Origin of the sequence: Acinetobacter sp. ABJ_C1_1, from assembly GCF_044684115.1 — a bacterium.
GTDB classification, from domain to species: Bacteria; Pseudomonadota; Gammaproteobacteria; order Pseudomonadales; family Moraxellaceae; genus Acinetobacter; species Acinetobacter nosocomialis_A.
In genome coordinates, this window is the sequence record NZ_JBITPU010000013.1 from 1 (window position 1) to 19,908 (window position 19,908).

20 protein-coding genes, 1 rRNA gene and 1 pseudogene are annotated in these 19,908 nt (G+C 38.5%); 13 read left to right on the plus strand and 9 right to left on the minus strand.

Annotation, left to right across the window (positions count from 1 at the left end):
• The 4 genes from rrf to cysK all read left to right on the plus strand — a co-directional run.
• Positions 1–85, plus strand: a 5S ribosomal RNA gene (gene rrf / locus ACG59Z_RS13985); the annotation flags it as partial.
• 144 nt (positions 86–229) lie between these two features.
• Positions 230–610: a hypothetical protein gene (locus ACG59Z_RS13990; protein ID WP_400199849.1), complete on the plus strand. Its 381-nt coding sequence runs from the start codon at positions 230–232 to the stop codon at positions 608–610.
• Positions 611–953: 343 nt separating this feature from the next.
• Complete coding sequence (locus tag ACG59Z_RS13995) at positions 954–1,496, plus strand: GNAT family N-acetyltransferase (RefSeq protein ID WP_400199851.1); 543 nt, start codon at positions 954–956, stop codon at positions 1,494–1,496.
• 272 nt (positions 1,497–1,768) lie between these two features.
• Positions 1,769–2,767 (plus strand): cysteine synthase A, encoded by a 999-nt coding sequence (gene cysK / locus ACG59Z_RS14000; protein ID WP_400199853.1) that lies wholly within the window; start codon positions 1,769–1,771, stop codon positions 2,765–2,767.
• A 52-nt stretch (positions 2,768–2,819) separates the two neighbouring features.
• On the opposite strand, the gene ACG59Z_RS14005 is transcribed toward cysK, so the two are convergent.
• The 4 genes from ACG59Z_RS14005 to ACG59Z_RS14020 all read right to left on the minus strand — a co-directional run bounded on the left by ACG59Z_RS14005 (position 2,820) and on the right by ACG59Z_RS14020 (position 5,008).
• The gene (locus ACG59Z_RS14005; protein WP_400199855.1) at positions 2,820–3,317 is read right to left on the minus strand and encodes a lytic transglycosylase domain-containing protein; all 498 of its coding nucleotides are present in this window, start codon (positions 3,315–3,317) and stop codon (positions 2,820–2,822) included.
• 403 nt (positions 3,318–3,720) lie between these two features.
• Positions 3,721–3,933 (minus strand): DUF2798 domain-containing protein, encoded by a 213-nt coding sequence (locus ACG59Z_RS14010; protein ID WP_004699330.1) that lies wholly within the window; start codon positions 3,931–3,933, stop codon positions 3,721–3,723.
• A gap of 4 nt (positions 3,934–3,937) precedes the next feature.
• A complete protein-coding gene (locus ACG59Z_RS14015; protein ID WP_400199857.1) occupies positions 3,938–4,504 on the minus strand; it encodes a flavodoxin family protein in 567 nt (188 codons plus the stop codon).
• A gap of 18 nt (positions 4,505–4,522) precedes the next feature.
• A complete protein-coding gene (locus ACG59Z_RS14020) occupies positions 4,523–5,008 on the minus strand; it encodes a DUF2938 domain-containing protein (RefSeq protein WP_400199858.1) in 486 nt (161 codons plus the stop codon).
• An 82-nt stretch (positions 5,009–5,090) separates the two neighbouring features.
• On the opposite strand from ACG59Z_RS14020, the gene ACG59Z_RS14025 reads away from it, so the two are divergent.
• The 4 genes from ACG59Z_RS14025 (at position 5,091) to ACG59Z_RS14040 (ending at position 10,312) form a co-directional block, all read left to right on the plus strand.
• Positions 5,091–5,495, plus strand: coding sequence for a helix-turn-helix domain-containing protein (locus ACG59Z_RS14025; RefSeq protein ID WP_174723867.1), 405 nt, complete (start codon positions 5,091–5,093; stop codon positions 5,493–5,495).
• Between the two features lie 147 nt (positions 5,496–5,642).
• Positions 5,643–6,902 carry an esterase-like activity of phytase family protein gene (locus tag ACG59Z_RS14030; protein WP_400199861.1) on the plus strand — a complete coding sequence of 420 codons (1,260 nt, stop codon included), beginning with the start codon at positions 5,643–5,645 and terminating at the stop codon, positions 6,900–6,902.
• Positions 6,903–7,117: 215 nt separating this feature from the next.
• Entirely contained in the window at positions 7,118–9,496 is a 2,379-nt protein-coding gene (locus ACG59Z_RS14035) for a YgiQ family radical SAM protein (RefSeq protein WP_400199862.1), read from the plus strand.
• Between the two features lie 315 nt (positions 9,497–9,811).
• Complete coding sequence (locus ACG59Z_RS14040) at positions 9,812–10,312, plus strand: DUF2726 domain-containing protein (protein ID WP_311078089.1); 501 nt, start codon at positions 9,812–9,814, stop codon at positions 10,310–10,312.
• A 153-nt stretch (positions 10,313–10,465) separates the two neighbouring features.
• On the opposite strand, the gene ACG59Z_RS14045 is transcribed toward ACG59Z_RS14040, so the two are convergent.
• Positions 10,466–10,819: a RidA family protein gene (locus ACG59Z_RS14045; protein ID WP_004711002.1), complete on the minus strand. Its 354-nt coding sequence runs from the start codon at positions 10,817–10,819 to the stop codon at positions 10,466–10,468.
• A gap of 199 nt (positions 10,820–11,018) precedes the next feature.
• Here ACG59Z_RS14045 and ACG59Z_RS14050 point away from each other — a divergent pair.
• Positions 11,019–11,081, plus strand: a pseudogene (locus ACG59Z_RS14050) (hypothetical protein); the annotation flags it as partial.
• Between the two features lie 58 nt (positions 11,082–11,139).
• Here the strand turns inward: ACG59Z_RS14050 and dinB are convergent.
• From dinB to ACG59Z_RS14070, 4 genes are all read right to left on the minus strand, one after another.
• A complete protein-coding gene (gene dinB, locus ACG59Z_RS14055) occupies positions 11,140–12,195 on the minus strand; it encodes a DNA polymerase IV (protein ID WP_212285677.1) in 1,056 nt (351 codons plus the stop codon).
• A 1-nt stretch (position 12,196) separates the two neighbouring features.
• The gene (locus tag ACG59Z_RS14060; protein ID WP_263612719.1) at positions 12,197–12,955 is read right to left on the minus strand and encodes a glycoside hydrolase family 25 protein; all 759 of its coding nucleotides are present in this window, start codon (positions 12,953–12,955) and stop codon (positions 12,197–12,199) included.
• A gap of 77 nt (positions 12,956–13,032) precedes the next feature.
• Positions 13,033–14,424 carry a multidrug transporter subunit MdtD gene (mdtD, locus tag ACG59Z_RS14065; protein WP_311086999.1) on the minus strand — a complete coding sequence of 464 codons (1,392 nt, stop codon included), beginning with the start codon at positions 14,422–14,424 and terminating at the stop codon, positions 13,033–13,035.
• A gap of 168 nt (positions 14,425–14,592) precedes the next feature.
• Positions 14,593–15,216, minus strand: coding sequence for a TIGR00730 family Rossman fold protein (locus ACG59Z_RS14070; protein ID WP_263612721.1), 624 nt, complete (start codon positions 15,214–15,216; stop codon positions 14,593–14,595).
• Positions 15,217–15,542: 326 nt separating this feature from the next.
• On the opposite strand from ACG59Z_RS14070, the gene ACG59Z_RS14075 reads away from it, so the two are divergent.
• The 4 genes from ACG59Z_RS14075 to ACG59Z_RS14090 all read left to right on the plus strand — a co-directional run bounded on the left by ACG59Z_RS14075 (position 15,543) and on the right by ACG59Z_RS14090 (position 19,767).
• A complete protein-coding gene (locus ACG59Z_RS14075) occupies positions 15,543–17,135 on the plus strand; it encodes a TerC family protein (protein WP_263612722.1) in 1,593 nt (530 codons plus the stop codon).
• A gap of 72 nt (positions 17,136–17,207) precedes the next feature.
• Positions 17,208–17,675, plus strand: coding sequence for a YchJ family protein (locus ACG59Z_RS14080; protein WP_400199867.1), 468 nt, complete (start codon positions 17,208–17,210; stop codon positions 17,673–17,675).
• Positions 17,676–17,720: 45 nt separating this feature from the next.
• Complete coding sequence (locus tag ACG59Z_RS14085; RefSeq protein ID WP_002048969.1) at positions 17,721–18,365, plus strand: trimeric intracellular cation channel family protein; 645 nt, start codon at positions 17,721–17,723, stop codon at positions 18,363–18,365.
• A gap of 82 nt (positions 18,366–18,447) precedes the next feature.
• The gene (locus tag ACG59Z_RS14090) at positions 18,448–19,767 is read left to right on the plus strand and encodes an MFS transporter (RefSeq protein ID WP_396480175.1); all 1,320 of its coding nucleotides are present in this window, start codon (positions 18,448–18,450) and stop codon (positions 19,765–19,767) included.
• The last annotated feature ends 141 nt before the right edge of the window (positions 19,768–19,908 follow it).

Sequence of the window (19,908 nt, forward strand, 5' to 3'; positions counted from 1 at the left end):
GATCCCTTCCCGAACTCAGAAGTGAAACCTCTTAGCGCTGATGGTAGTGTGGGGTTACCCATGTGAGAGTAAGTCATCGCCAGCTCATTATTCTAAACACCCCGGTCTCGAAAGAGATTGGGGTGTTTTTTTGTGTGGAAATATTATGAAACAACATTTGAACTTAAGAGATAATATACATCAAATCAAAAATGTATAATTTATAAAAATATAAAATATGGAAATTCCTATGTATAAGTTTAATAAACATCTTTTAGTTGTATTATTTTTTATTATAAATATGAGTTTTTTCGAAGTTAAAGCTGAAGAATCTGTGCAAAATAGATATAAGGTAATAGGGGCTGAACAGCATGGTAGTGGTTCAGTTGCTTGGATTATTGATACGGTCGATGATAAAGTTATATTGTGTAGTCATGGGCCATCTAACGAGTGCAGTTCATTAATTATTCCAAACTCAAGTAGTAATAAACCAAATTATTTACCCGTGGGAGTTGCTAAATGGGGTAATGGAACTGCTGCATGGATTATTGATACTATTAATAAAGATGCTATTATTTGTGCTTTTGGGCCAATGCATAATGAATGTACTCGGCAAAAGCTTATACAATAAATTTAATTTTAGATAAAAATTTTTAATTATTAAAAGTAAATTTAATAGCTTTTATGAAAGAATAAATAAAAAGTAGAGCTATATGATGGTGGTGTGGGGTTATCCATGTGAAACTAAGTAATCACTAGCCCATTATTTCAAACATCCTCAACCAAAAGTTGAAGGTGTTTCTTATTGAGTGAAATAAATACAAGGCACAGATCTAAAATCAGATTTGCACAGTGATAATATTTTGAGATATATAGTGGTTCTTAATTCAATTAAATTATCTTGTAATAAAAAACATTTCAGAATATTCCAATATTTGCTTAATCTGTAAATAGTTAAACTTGAGTTTTCATCTATGCAGTTCAAAATTATCACAGCCCAAGATCTAGATAAAAATCAACGTCATCAGATTGCTGAGTTATGTTTTTCTGCTTTTGATGAAGATCCATGGAGTCAATATGCTTTCATGCAAAAAGCTATCCATGTCCTTGGTATATTGGACAATCAAATTGTTTCACATGCCTTATGGACGGATAGAGTTTTTACTATAAATGGTAGCTTCGATGTAAAAACAGCTTATGTAGAGTATGTGACCACTGATTACACGATGAGAGGTAAGGGGCTGGCATCACAATTATTAAAACATTTAGTTGAAGCATTAACTGACTTGGAATATGGACTTGCTGCATTACAGCCGGAAAATGAAGCATTTTATAAAAAATTAGGTTGGACTACTTGGTGGGGTGATTTGTACATCAAACAAGATACATCTACTTATCTGACTGATGACTATGAAATTATGCTATATCCTTTGAGTAACTATATGAAAGATCTACTATCACACTGTTCAGAGGACGATAGTATTTGCGCAGAATGGCGAGAGGGTGAACCTTGGTAGTCGTAACTACATGATTTTTAATCTTATAGAAAGATAAGCTTTTTCACCTAAAATATGAGTACTGTAAAGATATAAATATATGTTTTATATTATCTTTAATTTAGAGCCTCTTATTTTATTTTCATGCTGGTCTATATTTATCGAGTTAGTAAATTAAATCAACATGATACTAATATAAGAGTCTTTTTATATTGCTTAATTTTTCTACTTTCTTGTTTATTTGACAAGCCTATAATGGTTCAGAATCATTCCAAATTTAATAAGGATATAACATGTCTACCGACCAGCAATTTCCAACTCCTAACAATTTAGGTATCGCGGTATATTCCAATAATGCCGAAGCTATTGGTAATACACCTTTAGTACGTATTAACCGTTTGATTAAAACGGGCGCAACCGTATTAGCAAAAGTGGAAAGCCGTAACCCTGCATTTTCTGTGAAATGCCGTATCGGGGCGGCACTTATTGCAGATGCAGAGAAACGTGGTGTATTAAAAGAAGGTATGCACATTGTTGAACCAACCAGTGGTAACACTGGTATTGCATTGGCGTTTGTTGCTGCGGCAAAAGGTTATCCAATTACTCTAACTATGCCTGCAAGTATGAGCCTTGAGCGCAGAAAAGTACTGAAAGCTTTAGGTGCTAATTTGGTTTTAACTGAACCTGCAAAAGGTATGAAAGGGGCGGTTGATGAAGCGGTACGATTAGCAACTGAGCAACCAGATATTTATTTCTTACCACAACAATTTGAAAACCCAGCAAATCCGCAAATCCATGTAGACACAACCGGTCCTGAAATTTGGCAAGCTACAGGTGGACAAGTTGATATCTTGATTGCTGGCGTAGGTACTGGCGGTACGATTACAGGTATTTCTCGTTATTTTGAACAGGTTCAAAATAAACCATTGTATTCAGTAGCAGTTGAACCTGCTGAATCTCCAATTATTACTCAGACCAAAAATGGTGAGAACATTACACCTGCACCGCATAAAATTCAGGGAATTGGTGCAAACTTTATTCCAAAGAATCTTGATTTGGACCTTGTGGATGAAGTCTTACCAGTGACTAGCGAAGAAGCAATTCAATGGGCGAGAAACTGTGCAACCCAAGAAGGTATTCTAGTAGGTATTTCAAGTGGAGCTGCATTAGCAGCGGCTGCAAAAATTGCAGAGCGTCCTGAAAATGCTGGTAAAACCATCGTTGTTATTCTGCCAGACAGTGGGGAACGTTATCTGTCTTCTGTATTATTTGAAGGTTTATTTGACGAATAAAATTAACCGTATAAAAAAGCCCATCTATTGATGGGCTTTTGTTTAAGCTTATTTATAAGGCACTTTTTAAATTTTTTTGATGATGCTTAATAGACCGAGCATATTTTTTCGCTTTGTGACGGGTCCAGAAGCTTCGCTCATATCCTGTTGGCCCAACATTATAATAGGCCGTGGCTTTAAACCAACTATCTGCGGTTTGATAGTAATGATTTAAAATATAAGCACCACATTGGATATTTGTAGATTCATCATACAAATTACCAGTACAAGTTTGTTGCCAATAGCTTGGAATAATTTGAGTTAAACCAACAGCCCCAGTCGGAGAGCGGGCATTACTATTATAGTTCGACTCTTGTCTGATAACTGCCGCGAGTAAAAGTGGAGGAACATTATATTTGTCAGCACTTTGAATAATCATAGGAGACAATCGATTCGCTGTACTCGGTGGAACGGAATAAGCTTTTTGTAAACCAGATGATAGCTTATTTGAACGCCAAGTAAATGAGCCACTATTAGGGCCTAAGCTTGTACATCCTGTCATGATAATCATCAAGAAAATTATGAGAAATTTCAGACCAAGAATGTGTAATTGTGATGGTTCAAAACGATTTTGGGTTAAAGATGGGGTAAGCAAAATACAAAACCAATAATGAAGTTTCAAATAAAATGATGGTATTTAGCCGTACTTATCGGATCAATATTAGTTCTGTTGCTCAGCACATCTAAAAAGTAAGAATTTTGTATAGTTGAAATGAAAAAACCCCGACATCCTGTCGAGGTTCCTTCGTATTCAGCTTTATGTAGCTAACTCCTGTCAACTACCGCTTCCTGCGTTCTTATTCTTCTTCAATGAGACATCCTGTCTCTCTATGATTCATATATTATGAAATAATACTAAAGCTGAATATCCGCAAATCACCGCAATTTTTGTACGTTTTAACTTACAGATCAACTTACTTAAATACGATGTCGACAAGTTTTTGGGCTACAGGAGCACAAATCAATACACTTGGAAAAGCCAATATCCATGCAATAATCCAAGCCGATACCCACAATGAAAGGAAATGATGATTTAGTCCCACTAATTTAAAAGTTGAAATACCTGAAACTATAAAAGACATCATTCCAGATAAAATGAAGAGGAATAAAAGCTTCTGTGCTTTCATGGTCTTATCTTCCTTGATAAGCATTTAAGGTTAATGCAAAATTTTCTCCAAATTGTTGAGCAGTTTTAATATCTCCTTCATCAAACCTATCGGCATTACTGCCATGTTCAGCCTGAGCCATTAAGCCTGACCACGAACCGAGACGATTGGCTGCTTGAGTATAAGGAATACCTTGGTGTTGTTCTGGCATAATCGGGTTGCCTACCCATAACATGCCGTGTTGCATGCAAAAAGTAAAAATTGAAATTAGTGTCGATTGTTTATCACCTGCGGGAAGGGAAGATACGGTAAAGCCAGCCGCTAGTTTTCCTTTAAAGCTCTGCTTTTTCCATAATGGACCCGTTGCATCCATGAGTTGTTTTAACTTGGAAGATACACCCCCTAAATACGTAGGAGAGCCCCAAATTAAACCATCATATTGGATAAGAGTCTCTGGATTCTCGATAAGATCTTCGGCATTGAGTAAATCTGCTTTCATATCTTTATGGTTCAAAATACCAGTTTGAATTTGCTGAGCGATAAATTGGGTATGCCCTTGGCGACTATAGTAAATAATGGCAACAGTTTTCATGGATAGTTTCCTTTTTATCTAAATTTGAAATAGTTTTGCAGTGAGATATAAACCACAGCCAAAAACGCTATGGTTCAGTAAACTTTTTAGACAGTTCAGAAAAGGATGCGGGGTTTTTGACGAAGCAAAACCACTACCCATGGCTGGTTGCATAATAAAAAAGGGAATGAGAACAGTGACTACACCAAATAGTAGTGCTGAGTAAAACTGAGGATGAATGAGCCAATCTGAGCCGACAACGGAGAGAAAGCTCAATGCAAAGATTAGCCCAACACTATAATGAGCAATCCAGCCCAATAAATATTCACCCTTAATTTGAGGGCTTTGTGCTATAGATTGATGGATGAGTTTTCCTTGAACTATCCAGCCCACCCAGCGTCCGAGAAAGGCAAAATTTAAGGTAGGGATCTTAAATATTTTTAGTATTAACAGCCATATATCCATAATGACTGTTGCACCAACACCAAGACATAAAGCTTGAAAGAATAATGTGGAAGTATTCATTTTTACACCTTGCTTTTATACGTATGAAACGTGATAAATTTATTGTGCAAGTTCAAGTTCACTTGAAGTCAAGAGGATGTTTATGGATATTGGTGAAGTTTCTAAGAGGGCAAAAGTCACAACTGCTACACTACGTTTTTATGAAGAGAAGGGATTAATTAAATCGATAGGGCGGCAAGGTTTACGTCGGCAGTATGGTAAGCAGGTGCTTGATCAACTGGCACTTATTGCTTTAGGACGTGCTGCGGGTTTTTCTTTAAATGAGATCGCTACAATGTTTGGACAAGATGGTAAGCCTGATCTTGATCGGCAAAAGCTAAAAGATAAAGCTGAACAACTAGAGCAAATGGCAAAGCGTTTACATTTTATTAGTCAAGGATTACAGCATGCTGCTGTATGTCCTGCTGAAAATCATATGGAATGCCCAACTTTTCAGAACTTTTTGAAAGCAGCAATTGCTGGAGAATATCAGCCAACAAAACTTTAATTAGCTTTACTAACAAGTTCAGTTTTCTATTGGGTGCTAAACAATAGGCTTGTCATATTTTCGCCATAAAGATTTCATATTTTTGAAGCAAAAACTTCATACAAGCTTGATTAAATTTGCTTAATTTTTTACCAACTGTATAAAATCATGAGCAAAAAAACTTTAGTCGCATTATTATGCTGTGCCAGTTTAGGATTGACGGCATGTAATGATAATAACGATCAAGATCAAACATCACCTACTGAAAACGTTACCGAACCAACTTTAATTTCTTTTGCCAAATTGCCTGTAGAAACCTATGCTGCTGGCCCAGACTCTGGTGCATATGTAAAAGGTGCAAATGGAATTTATCCTCCATTTAAAGGCCAGCCTGTACAAGGTTTTTCTGCTGCATTAAAAAATGAAGATGGCAGCTATATGGCAATGGCCGATAATGGCTTTGGTACCCAAGATAATTCAGCAGACTTTTTACTTCGTATTTATAAATTAAAACCTGATTTCAAAACTAAAACCAAAGGTACAGGGCAAGTTACCGTACAAAGCTTTATTCAATTGCGTGATCCAAACAAGTTAATTCCTTTTAATATCGTGAACGGTAATACGCCTGAGCGTTTATTAACGGGTGCTGATTTTGACCCAGAGTCAATGCAACGTACTAGTGACGGGACCTACTGGATTGGGGATGAATTTGGACCTTATTTACTTCATTTTTCAGCAGATGGCGTGTTAGTAGATGCACCGATTGCTCTACCAAATCCGTTAAATCCGACTCAAGAATTACGTTCACCACAAAATCAGTTTAATAAAGCGCAAATTAATTTTGTAGAACCTCTAGTTCAACAAAGTGGTGGTTTTGAAGGAATGGCGATTTCGCCAGATGGGCAGTATCTTTACCCTCTTATAGAAAAGCCAATTAAATCAATTCGAGAAACAGAAAGACAATTATTGATTTCTCAATTTGATGTGAAGAAAAAAGCGTATACAGGAAAATATTATTGGTTCCAGTTAGACAGTAAGGCAACCAATATTGGTGACTTCCAACTCTTTAATGATAAAGAAGGGATCATTATTGAACGTGATGCCACCCAGAATAATTTAGGCGGCTATAAAAAATTAATTCGTATTAAATTAAATGAATCAGGTCAACTAGTTAGTCGTGAAGATTTAGTCGATTTAATTAAAATTGCTAACCCGAATATGTTGTATGGCACAGCTAGAGCAGGGGATATTGGTACGGGACAGGTTTTTGCTTTCCCATTTGAAACCATTGAAGATGTGATTATTGAAAATGGCACAACGCTCACGGTACTAAATGACAATAACTTCCCTGGTTCAACAGGACGTAATGCAAAACTGGCTGATGATAACGAGATTATTCAGATTCGTTTGCCAAAAACTTTGTTCTAATACCTATAAATAAATTATGTTAAGACTACGGCGGATTTTATTCCGCCGTATTTATTCTGAGAATAAAATATTGGATAAACTTTGATCAAATTAATTTCTATATTATTGTTTTCGTATGTTTTATAAACAAGGAAAATGAATGAAATTCATGTTAAAATGATCGGCTTTCATCTTTAGATGTCTCTCCTTCATCTGCTAGCCGAGATTCGCAAGCCATGTCTACCGCTTATACCATGCAAACTGCGCCAAAAGCGCTGTTTGATTACGACAAATATTGGGCGTCGTGTTTTGAACCAGCGCCATTTTTGCCGATGTCACGAGAAGAAATGGACCAACTCGGCTGGGATGCATGTGACTTTATTTTAGTCTGTGGCGATGCTTATATTGACCACCCATCATTTGTATCGGGTGTGATTGGGCGTGTACTTGAAGCACAAGGTTTCCGTGTCGGAATTATTGCGCAGCCAGATTGGACCAATGTTGAAAGCTTCCGCGTTTTAGGTAAGCCAACGATTGCTTGGGGTGTAACCGCAGGTAATATGGATTCGATGATTAACCGTTATACGGCAGATCGTAAAATCCGTTCTGATGATGCTTATTCTCCAAACAATGAACCAAATAAACGTCCTGACCGTGCTGCAACAGTTTATTGCCAACGTTGTCGTGAAGCATTCCCAGATGTACCAGTGTTATTAGGTGGTATTGAAGGTAGTTTACGTCGTATTGCGCACTACGATTATTGGTCAGATAAAGTCCGTCGTTCGATTTTGATGGACTCAAAAGCTGATTTACTCATGTATGGTAATGGTGAGCGTGCCATTATTGATGTGATGCATCGTTTGGCTAAAGGTGAAAAAATCCACGAGATTACAGATGTTCGTGGTACGGCATTTATTATTAATAAACATAACAAAGCATCAAAAGCAAAGTTTGTTGAAGTTGCGAGTAATGATGTAGATACGGTTGGGCGTGTTGACCCAATTATTAACCCATATGTCATGACAGAAGATATTGATGGCTGTGAGGTTGAAAAAGAAAAGGGTAATTCTTTAGCTCAGTATCAAAATTTCCAAAAAGAGATTGTTGCAAATCCGATTGTGCGTGAAGGCGACAAACTCGATGACGACACTCAAATCGTTCAATTAAAGCCAGCACCATCAAAAGCAATTAAACACAAATTACCACCACGAGAGTTGGCGGTTATTCGCTTACCTTCTTTTGAAGAAGTGGCGAATGACCAAGTGCTTTATGCACATGCAAACCGTATTTTGCACCTTGAAACTAATCCGGGTAATGCTCGTGCGTTGGTGCAACGCCATGGTGAGCGTGATGTGTGGATTAACCCACCTCCAATTCCTCTAACTACTGAGGAAATGGACTATGTATTTGATTTACCTTATGCACGTTTGCCACATCCTACTTATGGTGATGCGCGTTTCCCTGCATTTGATATGATCAAATTCTCAGTCAACATTATGCGTGGCTGTTTTGGTGGTTGTACATTCTGTTCAATTACGGAACATGAAGGTCGTATTATTCAAAACCGTTCGGAAGACTCAATTTTACGTGAGATTGAAAAAATCCGTGATACCGCACCAAACTTCACCGGCATTATTTCAGATTTAGGTGGTCCAACGGCAAACATGTATCGTTTGCATTGTAAGGACCCTGAAATTGAAAAGAACTGTCGTAAACCTTCCTGCGTTTATCCGGGCGTTTGTCAAAACTTACATACCGATCACGCGCCTTTAGTGCAGCTTTACCGTAAAGCACGTGCAATTAAAGGTGTGAAGAAGATTCTGATCGGTTCAGGTTTACGTTATGACCTTGCTGTACTCAACCCTGAATATGTCAAAGAGCTGGTGCAACACCACGTGGGTGGTTATTTAAAAATTGCGCCTGAACATACTGAACAAGGCCCGTTATCTAAGATGATGAAACCGGGTATTGGTACGTATGATCGTTTCAAACAAATGTTTGATCGCTTTAGTAAAGAAGCAGGAAAAGAGCAATATCTAATTCCTTACTTTATTGCTGCGCATCCAGGTACTTCAGATTATGACATGATGCACCTTGCGATCTGGTTGAAAAAGAATGGTTTCCGGGCCGATCAGGTACAAACTTTCTATCCATCACCAATGGCAACTGCAACAACCATGTATTATTCGGGCAAAAACCCGCTTGCTAAAGTCGCTCGTTATACTGAAAAGGTTGATATTGTAAAAGGTGAGAAACGCCGTCGTCTGCATAAAGCATTCTTACGTTACCATGATCCAAATAACTGGCCATTACTTCGTGAAGCTTTAAAAGAAATGGGCCGTGCCGATTTGATTGGTAATTCAAAGCAGCATTTAATTCCGACTTATCAGCCAAAAGACACAGAAGGGGAATATAAATCTGCACGTAAGAAAAACTCGTCTGTAGCAGGGGATTCGGTTAAACGAAATAACCAGCAAACGAATAATCATTCAAATCAGAAGCGTCCACAAAAAGGTCAAGTACTTACTCAGCATACGGGCTTGCCTCCTCGTGAAACAGGTGAGAAGAGACCGTTTGGTGGGAAAAGTAAACCAAAGTCAAAAGCTCACAAATAATGATAAACAAGGCTCTTAAACAGAGCCTTTTTTGTTTTTTACGAGCTTGTTTAAATCGTATAGTGAGATTTTTTGAAATTTTTAGCCTAAAAAATGTAATGAAAAATGATAAATGCTAAAAATCTGACGAGCTGCACTTGATTGTTATTGATTCTATGATTATAAATAATGTGAGGGTGGCTAAATTTAAGCCAAGCTTGATAACTACAAGTGAAATTACTAAGTGAACCTTTTAAAAAAACGGCTGTGTCGTTATCAATTAAAACAAAGTGTGATCTAGCAAAATCATTATAAAAAACTTAAAGGATTAGGCCCATGTATTATTTAATTACGATCTTATTACTCTTTTTGACTGTCGTTATGGCGGCAAAAAGTCTCTCCAGAAAGCATCAACAAGACAGTGCTTTAAAGCGCCGCGCCGTATTAAGCAGTCATGAACAAATGACACTTACTCGTTTACAAACAGTATTACCTAAATTTACCGTATTAGCCCATGTTTCATTTGATGCTTTATTAACAACTAAATATGCTCACACACGTCGCAAATATCAAAATATGACGGCTGATTTTGTTGTACTTGATCAAAATTACCAAGTTTTTGTGGTGGTTATGCTTGAGGAAAATGGTTTACGCCGAGCACATCAGCAATATGAGCGCCGTTTATTGCAACTTGCAGGTTATCGTGTGCTTCGCTATGGTAGTGTGCCTGATTATCATGATTTAAGAAGAGATTTATTAACCCCTGAATCAGAGATGGCAACTTTACCTGCCACGCCGCAGTTAGAAAGAATCTCAAATGCTTTTGTGAAGTCTTAGAAGTTATAAATAGAGGTTATAGCAATTTAATTTTAGGACTCATTAAAGAAGATTTGAATAAAATGCTGAAATTAAAACTTCTAGAAACATAAAAAACTGAGCACTATCTTGATCAATATTGCTCAGTTTTTTATTGCTTAAAATCAATAAGAATTAAGGAAGTACCGCAACGACAGTCATTTCTACAAGTACATCAGGTGCATAAAGTTTAGATTCGACACAAGTACGAGCAGGTGGATGCTCTTTGCTAATCCATGCGTCCCATACAGCATTCATGGCTGCATAGTCTGTTTCAATATCTTTTAGAAAAATCATGACAGAAAGAATATGACTTTTGTCGGTTCCTGCTTCAGCAAGTAAGCGATCAATATTGTCTAAAGTTTGTTGAGTCTGCGCCGTAATGTCTACGCTGGTGTCATCAGCGAGTTGTCCTGCTAAATGGACTAAATTACCTGAAATCGCCACTTCGCAGTAGCGTGAAGTCACGTGTAAACGTTTTACCGTCATAAAAATGCTCTAAAGTGTCTTTATTGAATAGTTTGATTTTATGAAGAGTTACTAGGCAGGCGCAAGCAAGTGCAAAGGAATTTCGGTAGATTATTGTTGTGATTTATAAGAATGGGTAGAGTCCCATGTACTTTAAGTGCCCTGTAATATTCGGATTTGGTCGTCACGCCAATCACAGGACGATATGCCGAAAGTAAGGTTGCTTTGGCACGTTGCAAATACATGGGTAATGAATATGCGTTGATTAGATTACTTCAAATTTTGATCAAAAGGGAACTGTTTTTGTTTAAAACTTGCTCATTTGGATAAAAAAACAACACTTACCATAAGGACAACTGAAAGTCGTCAGCTTTAGTTTGTAATTGATAAACGCCAATACCAATCAGCCGAAATTGGAAGTTTTCGGGAATATGCATCTCATTTAAAAGCAAGAATAAAACTTGAATCAGGTCTTGTTGAGAATGAATTGGGTTTTTAAAACTTTTACTGTGTTGGAGTGTCTGGAAATTCTTAAGTTTGAGCTTAATATTTACACCACGAGCATTAAGTTGCTTTTTCTCTAAGCTTTGCCAGACTTTTTCGGCTAAGCCATGCCAGTAGGGTTGGCACTGTGCTAGGGTAAAGTCACTATCAAATGTAGTTTCTTTTGAAATTTGCTGACGAGCACGTTCAGCTTGAACAGGGCGATTATCAATACCTTGAGCATATAAATGAAGTTGTTGCCCATATTTACCAAAGTGGTGAACCAAAACAGCTTCTTCAATTTTTTGTAAGTCACCCAGCGTATGTAACTCAAGCTGTTGGAGTTTTTCTTGGGTAACTTTACCGACCCCCGGAATTTTTTTTAAGGGTAAGTCCTGAATGAAACTGGCCACCTGAGAGGGCTTTATAACAAACAGGCCATTCGGTTTATTCCAGTCAGATGCGACTTTTGCCAAGAATTTATTGGGTGCTACACCAGCCGAGGCAGTTAGTCCTGTTAACCTGAAAATATCTTCCCGAATATGCATAGCCACTTCGGTTGCACTTGCGATTTGTTTTAAATTTTCAGTAACATCAAGGTATGCTTCATCAAGTGATAAAGGTTCAATAAGAGTGGTGTATTGTTGAAAAATACTATGAATTTGAGCCGAGATGGCACGATATTTTTCAAAATTAGGCTCAATAATAACAACTTGAGGGCATAGTTTTCTTGCTTGGCTCATGGACATGGCAGAGCGTAAGCCAAACTCACGGGCAGGGTAAGAAGCTGCCGCAATTACAGCACGCGGATGATGCGAAGAAATAACGACGGGAAGATGCTTTAGATCAGGACGCTCTCGCAATTCGACCGATGCATAAAAGGCATCCATATCGATATGAATGATTTTGCGCATATTATTGTGCTTTCACGATGCCTTGCTGCTGTAAAAATTGGTGCCATTCTTTGACTGAACCTTCATAGACATTTAAGTCTACTGGCTTGGTCATGCCTTCAATTTTACCTTGATTACTATGCTGCCAAAAGAGCCATTTTCGCTTGTCCTTCAGCTCAGGTTTTCCTTCGTAATCTCTGACCCAAAGTGGGGTATTAGGGAAACTTCCTATTAACACAATGTGGTAAAAAGTTTTGGAAATATAAAAGATAGGCTGTTTGCCATAATGCTGTTTTAGGCGGTCATGCATAATGCCTATTTCTTTAAGTAGTTGTTCTTTGGTATGTGCATTAATACAGTTGCCGTCATATTCCAGATCAATAACAGGAGGAAGGGCATCAGCTTTGTTGGGTACGGTTGCAATAAAATTTTCAGCTTGTGTTTTGCCATCACGGCATAAACGGTAAAAATGATAAGCCCCAACATGAAAGCCATGTTCGCGTGCTTTTAACCAGTTTTCTTGAAATTTTGGATCTTTATAATCACCGCCTTCCGTTGCTTTTAAATAGACGAATTGGAATTTTTTGGGTGATATTTTTTTCCAGTTAATATCCTCTTGATGATGAGAAACATCAAAGCCTTGAACCGGATAATCTTGAGCAATTGCTTTTTGTTGGTAGAACAGACCGAAGTAAGTGAGAACCCCCATAACACAAGCTAAAACAATCCCAATGAGGGTGTTGTAGCGTGGTGTAGAAAAGGTTTTTGCCAGCTTGGTCATGCAAAACTCAGTATCAATATGAAGCTCACATCATAGCGTGATTCGCGAGCGAGAAACCATGCTAAAAATGCAACTGCTTACACAGGCGTATTTTTTGGAATTTGCCAAAAGATAAGCGCAGTAATGACATTAATACAGCCTAAACAAATAAGGGTGACATGGAAGGCGGTAGTCACATGTGCTGTACCATAGTAATCGGTAAATACATTAATGAGGGTACCTGCTAGTGCAACACCAATACTCATTGAAAGCATCATAATCATTGATAGGAAACTATTCCCGCTACTCGCATCTTGTTGAGGCAAATCTTTCAAGGTAAGTGTATTCATACCTACAAATTGTAATGAGTTTAATGTACCAAATAAGAAAAAGTGTAGGGCTCTAAACCAAGTAGGTGTATCGACCGTCATAATGGCAAAAGATGCAATACATAGACCGACTAATGTGGTGTTAATTAACAGAAAGCGGCGATAACCCATTTTCTGAATAATAGGTCTAACAATCGGCTTAGAAAAAAGCGATCCTAATACCAGTGGAATCATCATTAAACCCGCAATGAATGGCTCAAAACCAAAAGCCACTTGCAACATAAGCGGTAAAACAAAAGGCAAGGCATTGCCACCAAAACGGGCAAAGAAATTACCTAAAATACCAATGGCAAATATTTTATTTTTAAACAATCGGCTGCGGAATAATGCATTTTGATGGGTATGTGAATGATAGGCATACCAGAGCGTTGCGATTACACCGACAACTAACAGTGAAATACTGAACCATTTTGAATACTCACGTGAGGCAAGATGTTCAATACCCAATGACCAGCCAATCATTGCAACAACCAAAAGCACAAACCCAATAAGGTCAAAGGTTTTAACGGTAGGCTCTTTTACATTTGGCATGACCTTCAATGTCATTAATATACCGAGTATACCCATTGGAATATTAATCAGGAAAATCCAGTGCCATGTTGCCACTTCAACGAGCCAGCCACCTAGAGTTGGACCCGCTAAAGGACCAAGTAAACCTGCCAGACTCATGAGGCTCATGGCAGCTAAGAACTGAGTTCGGGGAATAATTTTTAAAAGTGATAAACGACCAACGGGGAGTAATAACGCGCCCCCAACACCCTGAATGACACGGAAAAATAAAAGCTCATTAAGGCTTTGAGAAAGACCACAACCTAAAGATGCAAGTGTAAAAATAACAATTGCTGATAAAAACGTATTTCTGACACCAAAGCGGTCGGCTAGCCATCCACTTAAAGGAATACAGGCCGCCACAGATAAAACATAAGCCACCACCACGCTATGCATACGTAATGGATCTTCATTTAAATGATGTGCCATTGCAGGAATAGCAGTATTTACAATGGTGGTATCCAATGCCTGCATAAAAAAGCCAATGGAAACCAAAAGAACCAATAGGCGATATTCAGGTTGCAAAGCTTGATGAGTCGGCGTGGCATTCATAACATTTGAAAATTAACGTTTTCGCTTAGTGTAAAACAAATTGAAAGTAAAAAGAGTAAGGCAATGTTGAGTACCCCTTTACTAAATCTAATTGCTTTTGAAGGCATCGGTGAAAATAGTTAAAACAAAAAAAGCGGAAGAACCGCTTTTTTATTGAGATAGGGGATTTTACACAACAAATCTCTTTGGCATTTTTAAGTTTCGAATGACGTTATAAATTTGATCGATTTCTTCACATACAATTAATTTAGCTCGGTGCTGAAGAGGAAGGAAACCTTCTTGAACTGCATGGTCTAACTGAGCAATTAATGCATTATAAAAACCATTTACGTTATATAAAATCATGGGTTTTTGGTGCTGATTGAGTTGACCCCAAGTCGCAATTTCCAAAATTTCTTCGAATGTTCCTAAACCGCCAGGTAGCGCGATAAACGCACTCGCGCGCTCTGCCATCATGGCTTTACGCTCATGCATGGTTTCTACCACATGTAATTCGGTCAGCCCTGCATGTGCGACTTCATAATCAAGCATAAATTCAGGAATGACACCTACAGCTTCTCCACCATGTGCAAGTACACTTTCAGCGACTTGACCCATTAAACCAATGCTGGCACCGCCGTAGACCAGACCAAAACCTTGTTCAGCAATTCCGCTAGCTAATTCAATTGCCTTTTCGCGATAAATCGGGTTATTTCCTGCTCGTGAGCCACAATATAATGCAATAAGAGGTTGTGTTGTTTTTACAGCTGTTATTGGTGAATCATTTACTGCCATTGTTAATACGCTATTCATTGCTTTATTTTCACCTTATCACGTTCATATTTCTTGTCTACACTAAGCAAAAAATATGACAACTTTATAAGCAGTTTTATAGGAAAGATTCATGTTTTGTATGGGTTTGGTGAATACATATAATGATCAAATAAAAATGATGAATTTATGTTAAATCTTGCCTATACTGAAAATTCGTTTAACAACATATGAACAAATATGGGTAGTGGTTGTAGTCGCTCCGTTTTAATTTCTTGTCCTAAAAAAACATTATTCCCCCTTTGTCTAGGCACGCTTGTTGCGTTGTCCAATAAAGATAAAATCCACCCAGCACAGGAGCAGGATCAATGATCTTTGAATGGATGTCTGATCCGTCTGCTTGGGTAGGCTTAGCTACATTAATTGTTCTTGAAATCGTACTAGGGATCGATAACCTCGTCTTTATTGCCATTTTGGCTGAAAAGTTGCCACCAGAACAACGTACTAAGGCACGTATAGTGGGTTTAATACTCGCTTTGGGAATGCGTCTTATCCTCTTAGCTTCAATTGCTTGGGTCGTGACACTCACCCAACCACTTTTCCATATTCTTAACCATCCATTCTCTGGCCGTGATTTGATCTTGTTATTCGGTGGTGTGTTCTTGTTATTTAAAGGCACCATGGAATTACATGAGCGGATGGAAGGTAAACAGCTTCATAAAGAAGATAATCCAGTCCATGCTGCGTTCTGGATGGTTATCGTTCAGATTGTAGTGCTTGATGCCGTATTCTCATTAGACAGTGTAATTACTGCTGTGGGTATGGTGAAAGAGCTGTCAATCATGATGGTTGCTGTTGTGATTGCTGTGGGTATCATGTTGTGGGCTTCAAGACCACTCATGGACTTTGTAAATAAGCACCCAACAGTCGTTATTCTGTGTCTTGGCTTCTTAATGATGATCGGTTTCTCGTTGGTGGTGGAAGGTTTTGGTTTCCATATTCCGAAGGGTTACTTATATGCTGCGATTGGTTTCTCGATTTTAGTCGAAATGATCAACCAAACCATGCGCCGCAATCAAGAAAAGCTAGTGACTACTACAGATTTACGTTATCGCACAGCTTCTGCTGTTTTACGTATGTTAGGCAGTAAAAATAGCGGTTCTACTTCAGATGCCCAAACGGCTGATAAAGAAGATGTATTGGCTACTCAAGCTTTTGCCGATGAAGTCTTTGATGAAGAAAATGGTGCTTACCACAGTGTACTTGTACAGGGCGTACTGGGGTTATCTGAACGTCCAGTAAAGTCGGTAATGACTCCACGACCTGAGCTGGAATGGATTGACTTAGACGATGAACCGGAAGTTTTAAAAGAACGTTTAATGTCGATGACACATTCACGTTTAATCGTTGCTCGTGGTGAACTTGATAATATTGAAGGTATCGCGCTTACACATAAAGTTTTAAATGGCTTCATTGAAACAGGCGTTGTTGATTTTCAAAAGTACTTACGTGAGCCAGTCATTGTGCATGAAAATGCTCAAGTGCTTATGGTAATGGAACAATTACGTCAGGCTCCTTTGCAAATGGCGATTGTTCTAAATGAATATGGTTCAATTGAAGGTATTGCGACACCAATTGATATTTTAGAAGCAATTGCTGGTGAGTTCCCTGATGAAGATGAACTAGATGCAGCAGCTGAAAGCTTAGAAGATGGTTCGTTAATACTTGAAGGTTCAACCGATATTCGCCATGTATCTCTTTTACTTGGTCGTGATTTGGTAGATGAAAGTGAACAATATTCTACTTTGTCGGGTTATTTGTTATTCCATTTAGGTCGTTTACCTGAAAATGGTGAAACTGTTGAAGCGGATGGTTATCGCTTTGAAGTTGTAACCATGGAAGGCCATAAAATCGAGAAAGTTCATATTGTTTCTATCGAACAAGATGAATCAAAAGATTAAATGACATTTTAAGTCTAGAAACATCATAAAATAGCTCAACTCTGAGCTATTTTTTTATTTGAGAAACACAGAATGACTCAACACACTTGTCCATGTGGAAAAGGCAGCTATTCAGAATGTTGTGAGCCTTTACATTTAGGCACAGCAAAAGCTCTCACGGCGGAGCAGCTGATGCGTTCGCGTTATAGCGCATTTGCATTGCAACAAATCGATTATATTGTTCAAACCACGGCTTTAGGTCAACAAGTTGCTCTTGATAAAGAGGCGATTACAGATTGGAGTAAACAAAATCAATGGCTCGGTTTGGAAGTCATCCAAGCCAAAGAAAAATTGGATAAGGCCCATGCACAGGTGGAGTTTAAGGCTCATTATCATGATGGAAAAAGTGCTCAAATCCATCATGAAGTTTCACATTTTGTATATCACCAGCAGCAATGGTTTTTCCTTGATCCAACAGTCGATATGCAGGTCACCATGAAACAGCCGTGCATATGCGGTTCAGGAAAAAAATTTAAGCAATGCTGTGCACAATTCCTATAACTTTATCTTAAAATACGCCCACCGTTTGGCCTGAAGGAAAGGGCAATGTTACTCACCGTTATTTATATTATTGCGATTACTGCTGAAGCCATGACAGGAGCATTGTCTGCTGGGCGACGGAGTATGGACTGGTTCGGTGTCGTACTGATTGCCTGTGTAACGGCCTTGGGTGGTGGTTCTGTACGTGATGTACTACTTGGGCACTATCCTTTAACGTGGGTAAAGCATCCTGAATACTTAGTTTTAACGTGTTGTGCTGCCTTTGTTACCATCATCATTGCCAAGTGGATGCGTCATTTACATAACATTTTCTTGGTGCTCGATGCTTTAGGTTTGATTGGATTTACCATTATTGGTTGCCAGATTGCCTTACAAATGGGGCATGGTTTTGTCGTATCGGCTGTAGCAGGTGTTTTGACTGGAGTTTCGGGTGGTATTTTACGAGACATCTTATGTAACGATGTCCCGTTTGTTTTCCGCCGTGAGCTGTATGCAAGTATTTCTTTTGTTGCAGTCATTTGCTATTGGGTTTGTCTAGACTTAGGTTTGAGTTTAGAACTTACCGTTATTTCAACCTTAGTATTTGGTTTTACGCTTCGTTTAATTGCCATTTATTTTGGTTTAGAAATGCCTAAATTTATTTATAAAGATGATGATGCAGAGTCGGCTTCTTCAACCGACGAACATTAATCATGCAGAATTTCATGTGGGCATGATATAACAATTCTATATATGGTCTTGTCCACTTATTCTTTCCAGTAGAGTTACTGCTATGGATCTGGTTTCACGTATACAAAATCTTCCAATTGGCAAATTTCACTACACACTTTTATGGGTAGTGGGTTTAGGCTGGATGTTTGATGCGATGGATACCGGCATTATCGCTTTTATTATGACAACCCTTGTTAAAGACTGGTCATTAACACCAGCTGAAAGCGGTTGGATTGTCAGTATTGGCTTTGTAGGCATGGCTATTGGTGCAGTTTGTTCTGGTGCTTTGGCAGATCGTTTTGGCCGGAAAACTGTATTTGCGATCACGATGGCAATCTATAGTATTGCTACAGCTTTATGTGCTTTCGCTCCAGATCTAAAGTGGCTATTAATTTTTCGGTTTATTGTTGGGCTAGGACTCGGTGGTCAGTTACCTGTAGCAGTCACACTGGTCAGTGAATATGTTCCTGCTCATGTTCGTGGAAGATTTATCGTTCTTCTTGAAAGCTTTTGGGGATTAGGCTGGCTAGTCGCAGCGCTTATTTCTTATTTTATTATTCCTAAATTTGGCTGGCATATTGCCTTTCTTATGGGTGGTCTACCACTTATTTATATTTTAGTCATTTGGAAAAAAGTCCCTGAGTCGATACCGTATTTGATTAACCGTGGTCGTATTGAAGAAGCACATGCACTGGTACAAAAACTAGAAGCCGAAGCATGCGTACAAATTGTGCATCATATCGAAGTCGTGCCTGTGGCGATGCGACAAAAAGTTTCATTTAAACAGCTCTGGAGTGGTCAATTTGCTCGTAGAAGTTTAATGCTCTGGCTGATCTGGTTTGGAATTGTGTATTCCTATTACGGTATTTTCACATGGTTGCCGAGTTTATTGGTGAAACAAGGCTACGATATCGTTAAATCATTTGAATATGTATTGCTTATGATTTTGGCACAGCTACCGGGCTACTTGGCGGCGGCTTGGTTTGTTGAACGTTTAGGTCGAAAAATTACACTCGCGGCATTTATCGGTTTTTGTGCTTTGTCGGCATATTTCTTTGGACAAGCCGACAGCGTAAATAGCATTATGTTTTGGGGCTGTCTCATGTCATTCTTTAATTTGGGTGCATGGGGCGTGTTATATACTTATACACCTGAACAATATCCAGCCAATATTCGTGCCTTTGGTTCGGGCTGGGCATCGGCAATGGGGCGTATTGGTGGAATTGTCGCGCCAATGGTTGTGACCCATATGATGGTTGCCAAAAACGGCTTTAATCACGTTTTTATGATGTTTACTGTTGTTTTACTTGCTGTAGCCTTAGTAATTTTGATATTAGGTGAAGAGACTCAAGGTAAAAGACTAGAGTCGATTGGGCTATAGTTTCTGCCTAACTTTATAGCAAGTAACTAAAAATATAGAGAGATAAGACATAATTTGACGCTCAGGTGACAGAGTCCCTCTTGTGTCTGTAACATAGCCCACTTAGCATAATACACACTTAAAATAACGACTGATTTGGAA

Excerpts from the sequence above, each read along its gene's own strand:
- ACG59Z_RS13990 (WP_400199849.1), top strand. The coding sequence starts at position 230 with ATGTATAAGTTTAATAAACATCTTTTAGTTGTATTATTTTTTATTATA.
- ACG59Z_RS13995 (WP_400199851.1), top strand. The coding sequence starts at position 954 with ATGCAGTTCAAAATTATCACAGCCCAAGATCTAGATAAAAATCAACGT.
- cysK (WP_400199853.1), top strand. The coding sequence starts at position 1,769 with ATGTCTACCGACCAGCAATTTCCAACTCCTAACAATTTAGGTATCGCG.
- ACG59Z_RS14005 (WP_400199855.1), bottom strand. The coding sequence starts at position 3,317 with ATGATTATCATGACAGGATGTACAAGCTTAGGCCCTAATAGTGGCTCA.
- ACG59Z_RS14010 (WP_004699330.1), bottom strand. The coding sequence starts at position 3,933 with ATGAAAGCACAGAAGCTTTTATTCCTCTTCATTTTATCTGGAATGATG.
- ACG59Z_RS14015 (WP_400199857.1), bottom strand. The coding sequence starts at position 4,504 with ATGAAAACTGTTGCCATTATTTACTATAGTCGCCAAGGGCATACCCAA.
- ACG59Z_RS14020 (WP_400199858.1), bottom strand. The coding sequence starts at position 5,008 with ATGAATACTTCCACATTATTCTTTCAAGCTTTATGTCTTGGTGTTGGT.
- ACG59Z_RS14025 (WP_174723867.1), top strand. The coding sequence starts at position 5,091 with ATGGATATTGGTGAAGTTTCTAAGAGGGCAAAAGTCACAACTGCTACA.
- ACG59Z_RS14030 (WP_400199861.1), top strand. The coding sequence starts at position 5,643 with ATGAGCAAAAAAACTTTAGTCGCATTATTATGCTGTGCCAGTTTAGGA.
- ACG59Z_RS14035 (WP_400199862.1), top strand. The coding sequence starts at position 7,118 with ATGTCTACCGCTTATACCATGCAAACTGCGCCAAAAGCGCTGTTTGAT.
- ACG59Z_RS14040 (WP_311078089.1), top strand. The coding sequence starts at position 9,812 with ATGTATTATTTAATTACGATCTTATTACTCTTTTTGACTGTCGTTATG.
- ACG59Z_RS14045 (WP_004711002.1), bottom strand. The coding sequence starts at position 10,819 with ATGACGGTAAAACGTTTACACGTGACTTCACGCTACTGCGAAGTGGCG.
- dinB (WP_212285677.1), bottom strand. The coding sequence starts at position 12,195 with ATGCGCAAAATCATTCATATCGATATGGATGCCTTTTATGCATCGGTC.
- ACG59Z_RS14060 (WP_263612719.1), bottom strand. The coding sequence starts at position 12,955 with ATGACCAAGCTGGCAAAAACCTTTTCTACACCACGCTACAACACCCTC.
- mdtD (WP_311086999.1), bottom strand. The coding sequence starts at position 14,424 with ATGAATGCCACGCCGACTCATCAAGCTTTGCAACCTGAATATCGCCTA.
- ACG59Z_RS14070 (WP_263612721.1), bottom strand. The coding sequence starts at position 15,216 with ATGAATAGCGTATTAACAATGGCAGTAAATGATTCACCAATAACAGCT.
- ACG59Z_RS14075 (WP_263612722.1), top strand. The coding sequence starts at position 15,543 with ATGATCTTTGAATGGATGTCTGATCCGTCTGCTTGGGTAGGCTTAGCT.
- ACG59Z_RS14080 (WP_400199867.1), top strand. The coding sequence starts at position 17,208 with ATGACTCAACACACTTGTCCATGTGGAAAAGGCAGCTATTCAGAATGT.
- ACG59Z_RS14085 (WP_002048969.1), top strand. The coding sequence starts at position 17,721 with ATGTTACTCACCGTTATTTATATTATTGCGATTACTGCTGAAGCCATG.
- ACG59Z_RS14090 (WP_396480175.1), top strand. The coding sequence starts at position 18,448 with ATGGATCTGGTTTCACGTATACAAAATCTTCCAATTGGCAAATTTCAC.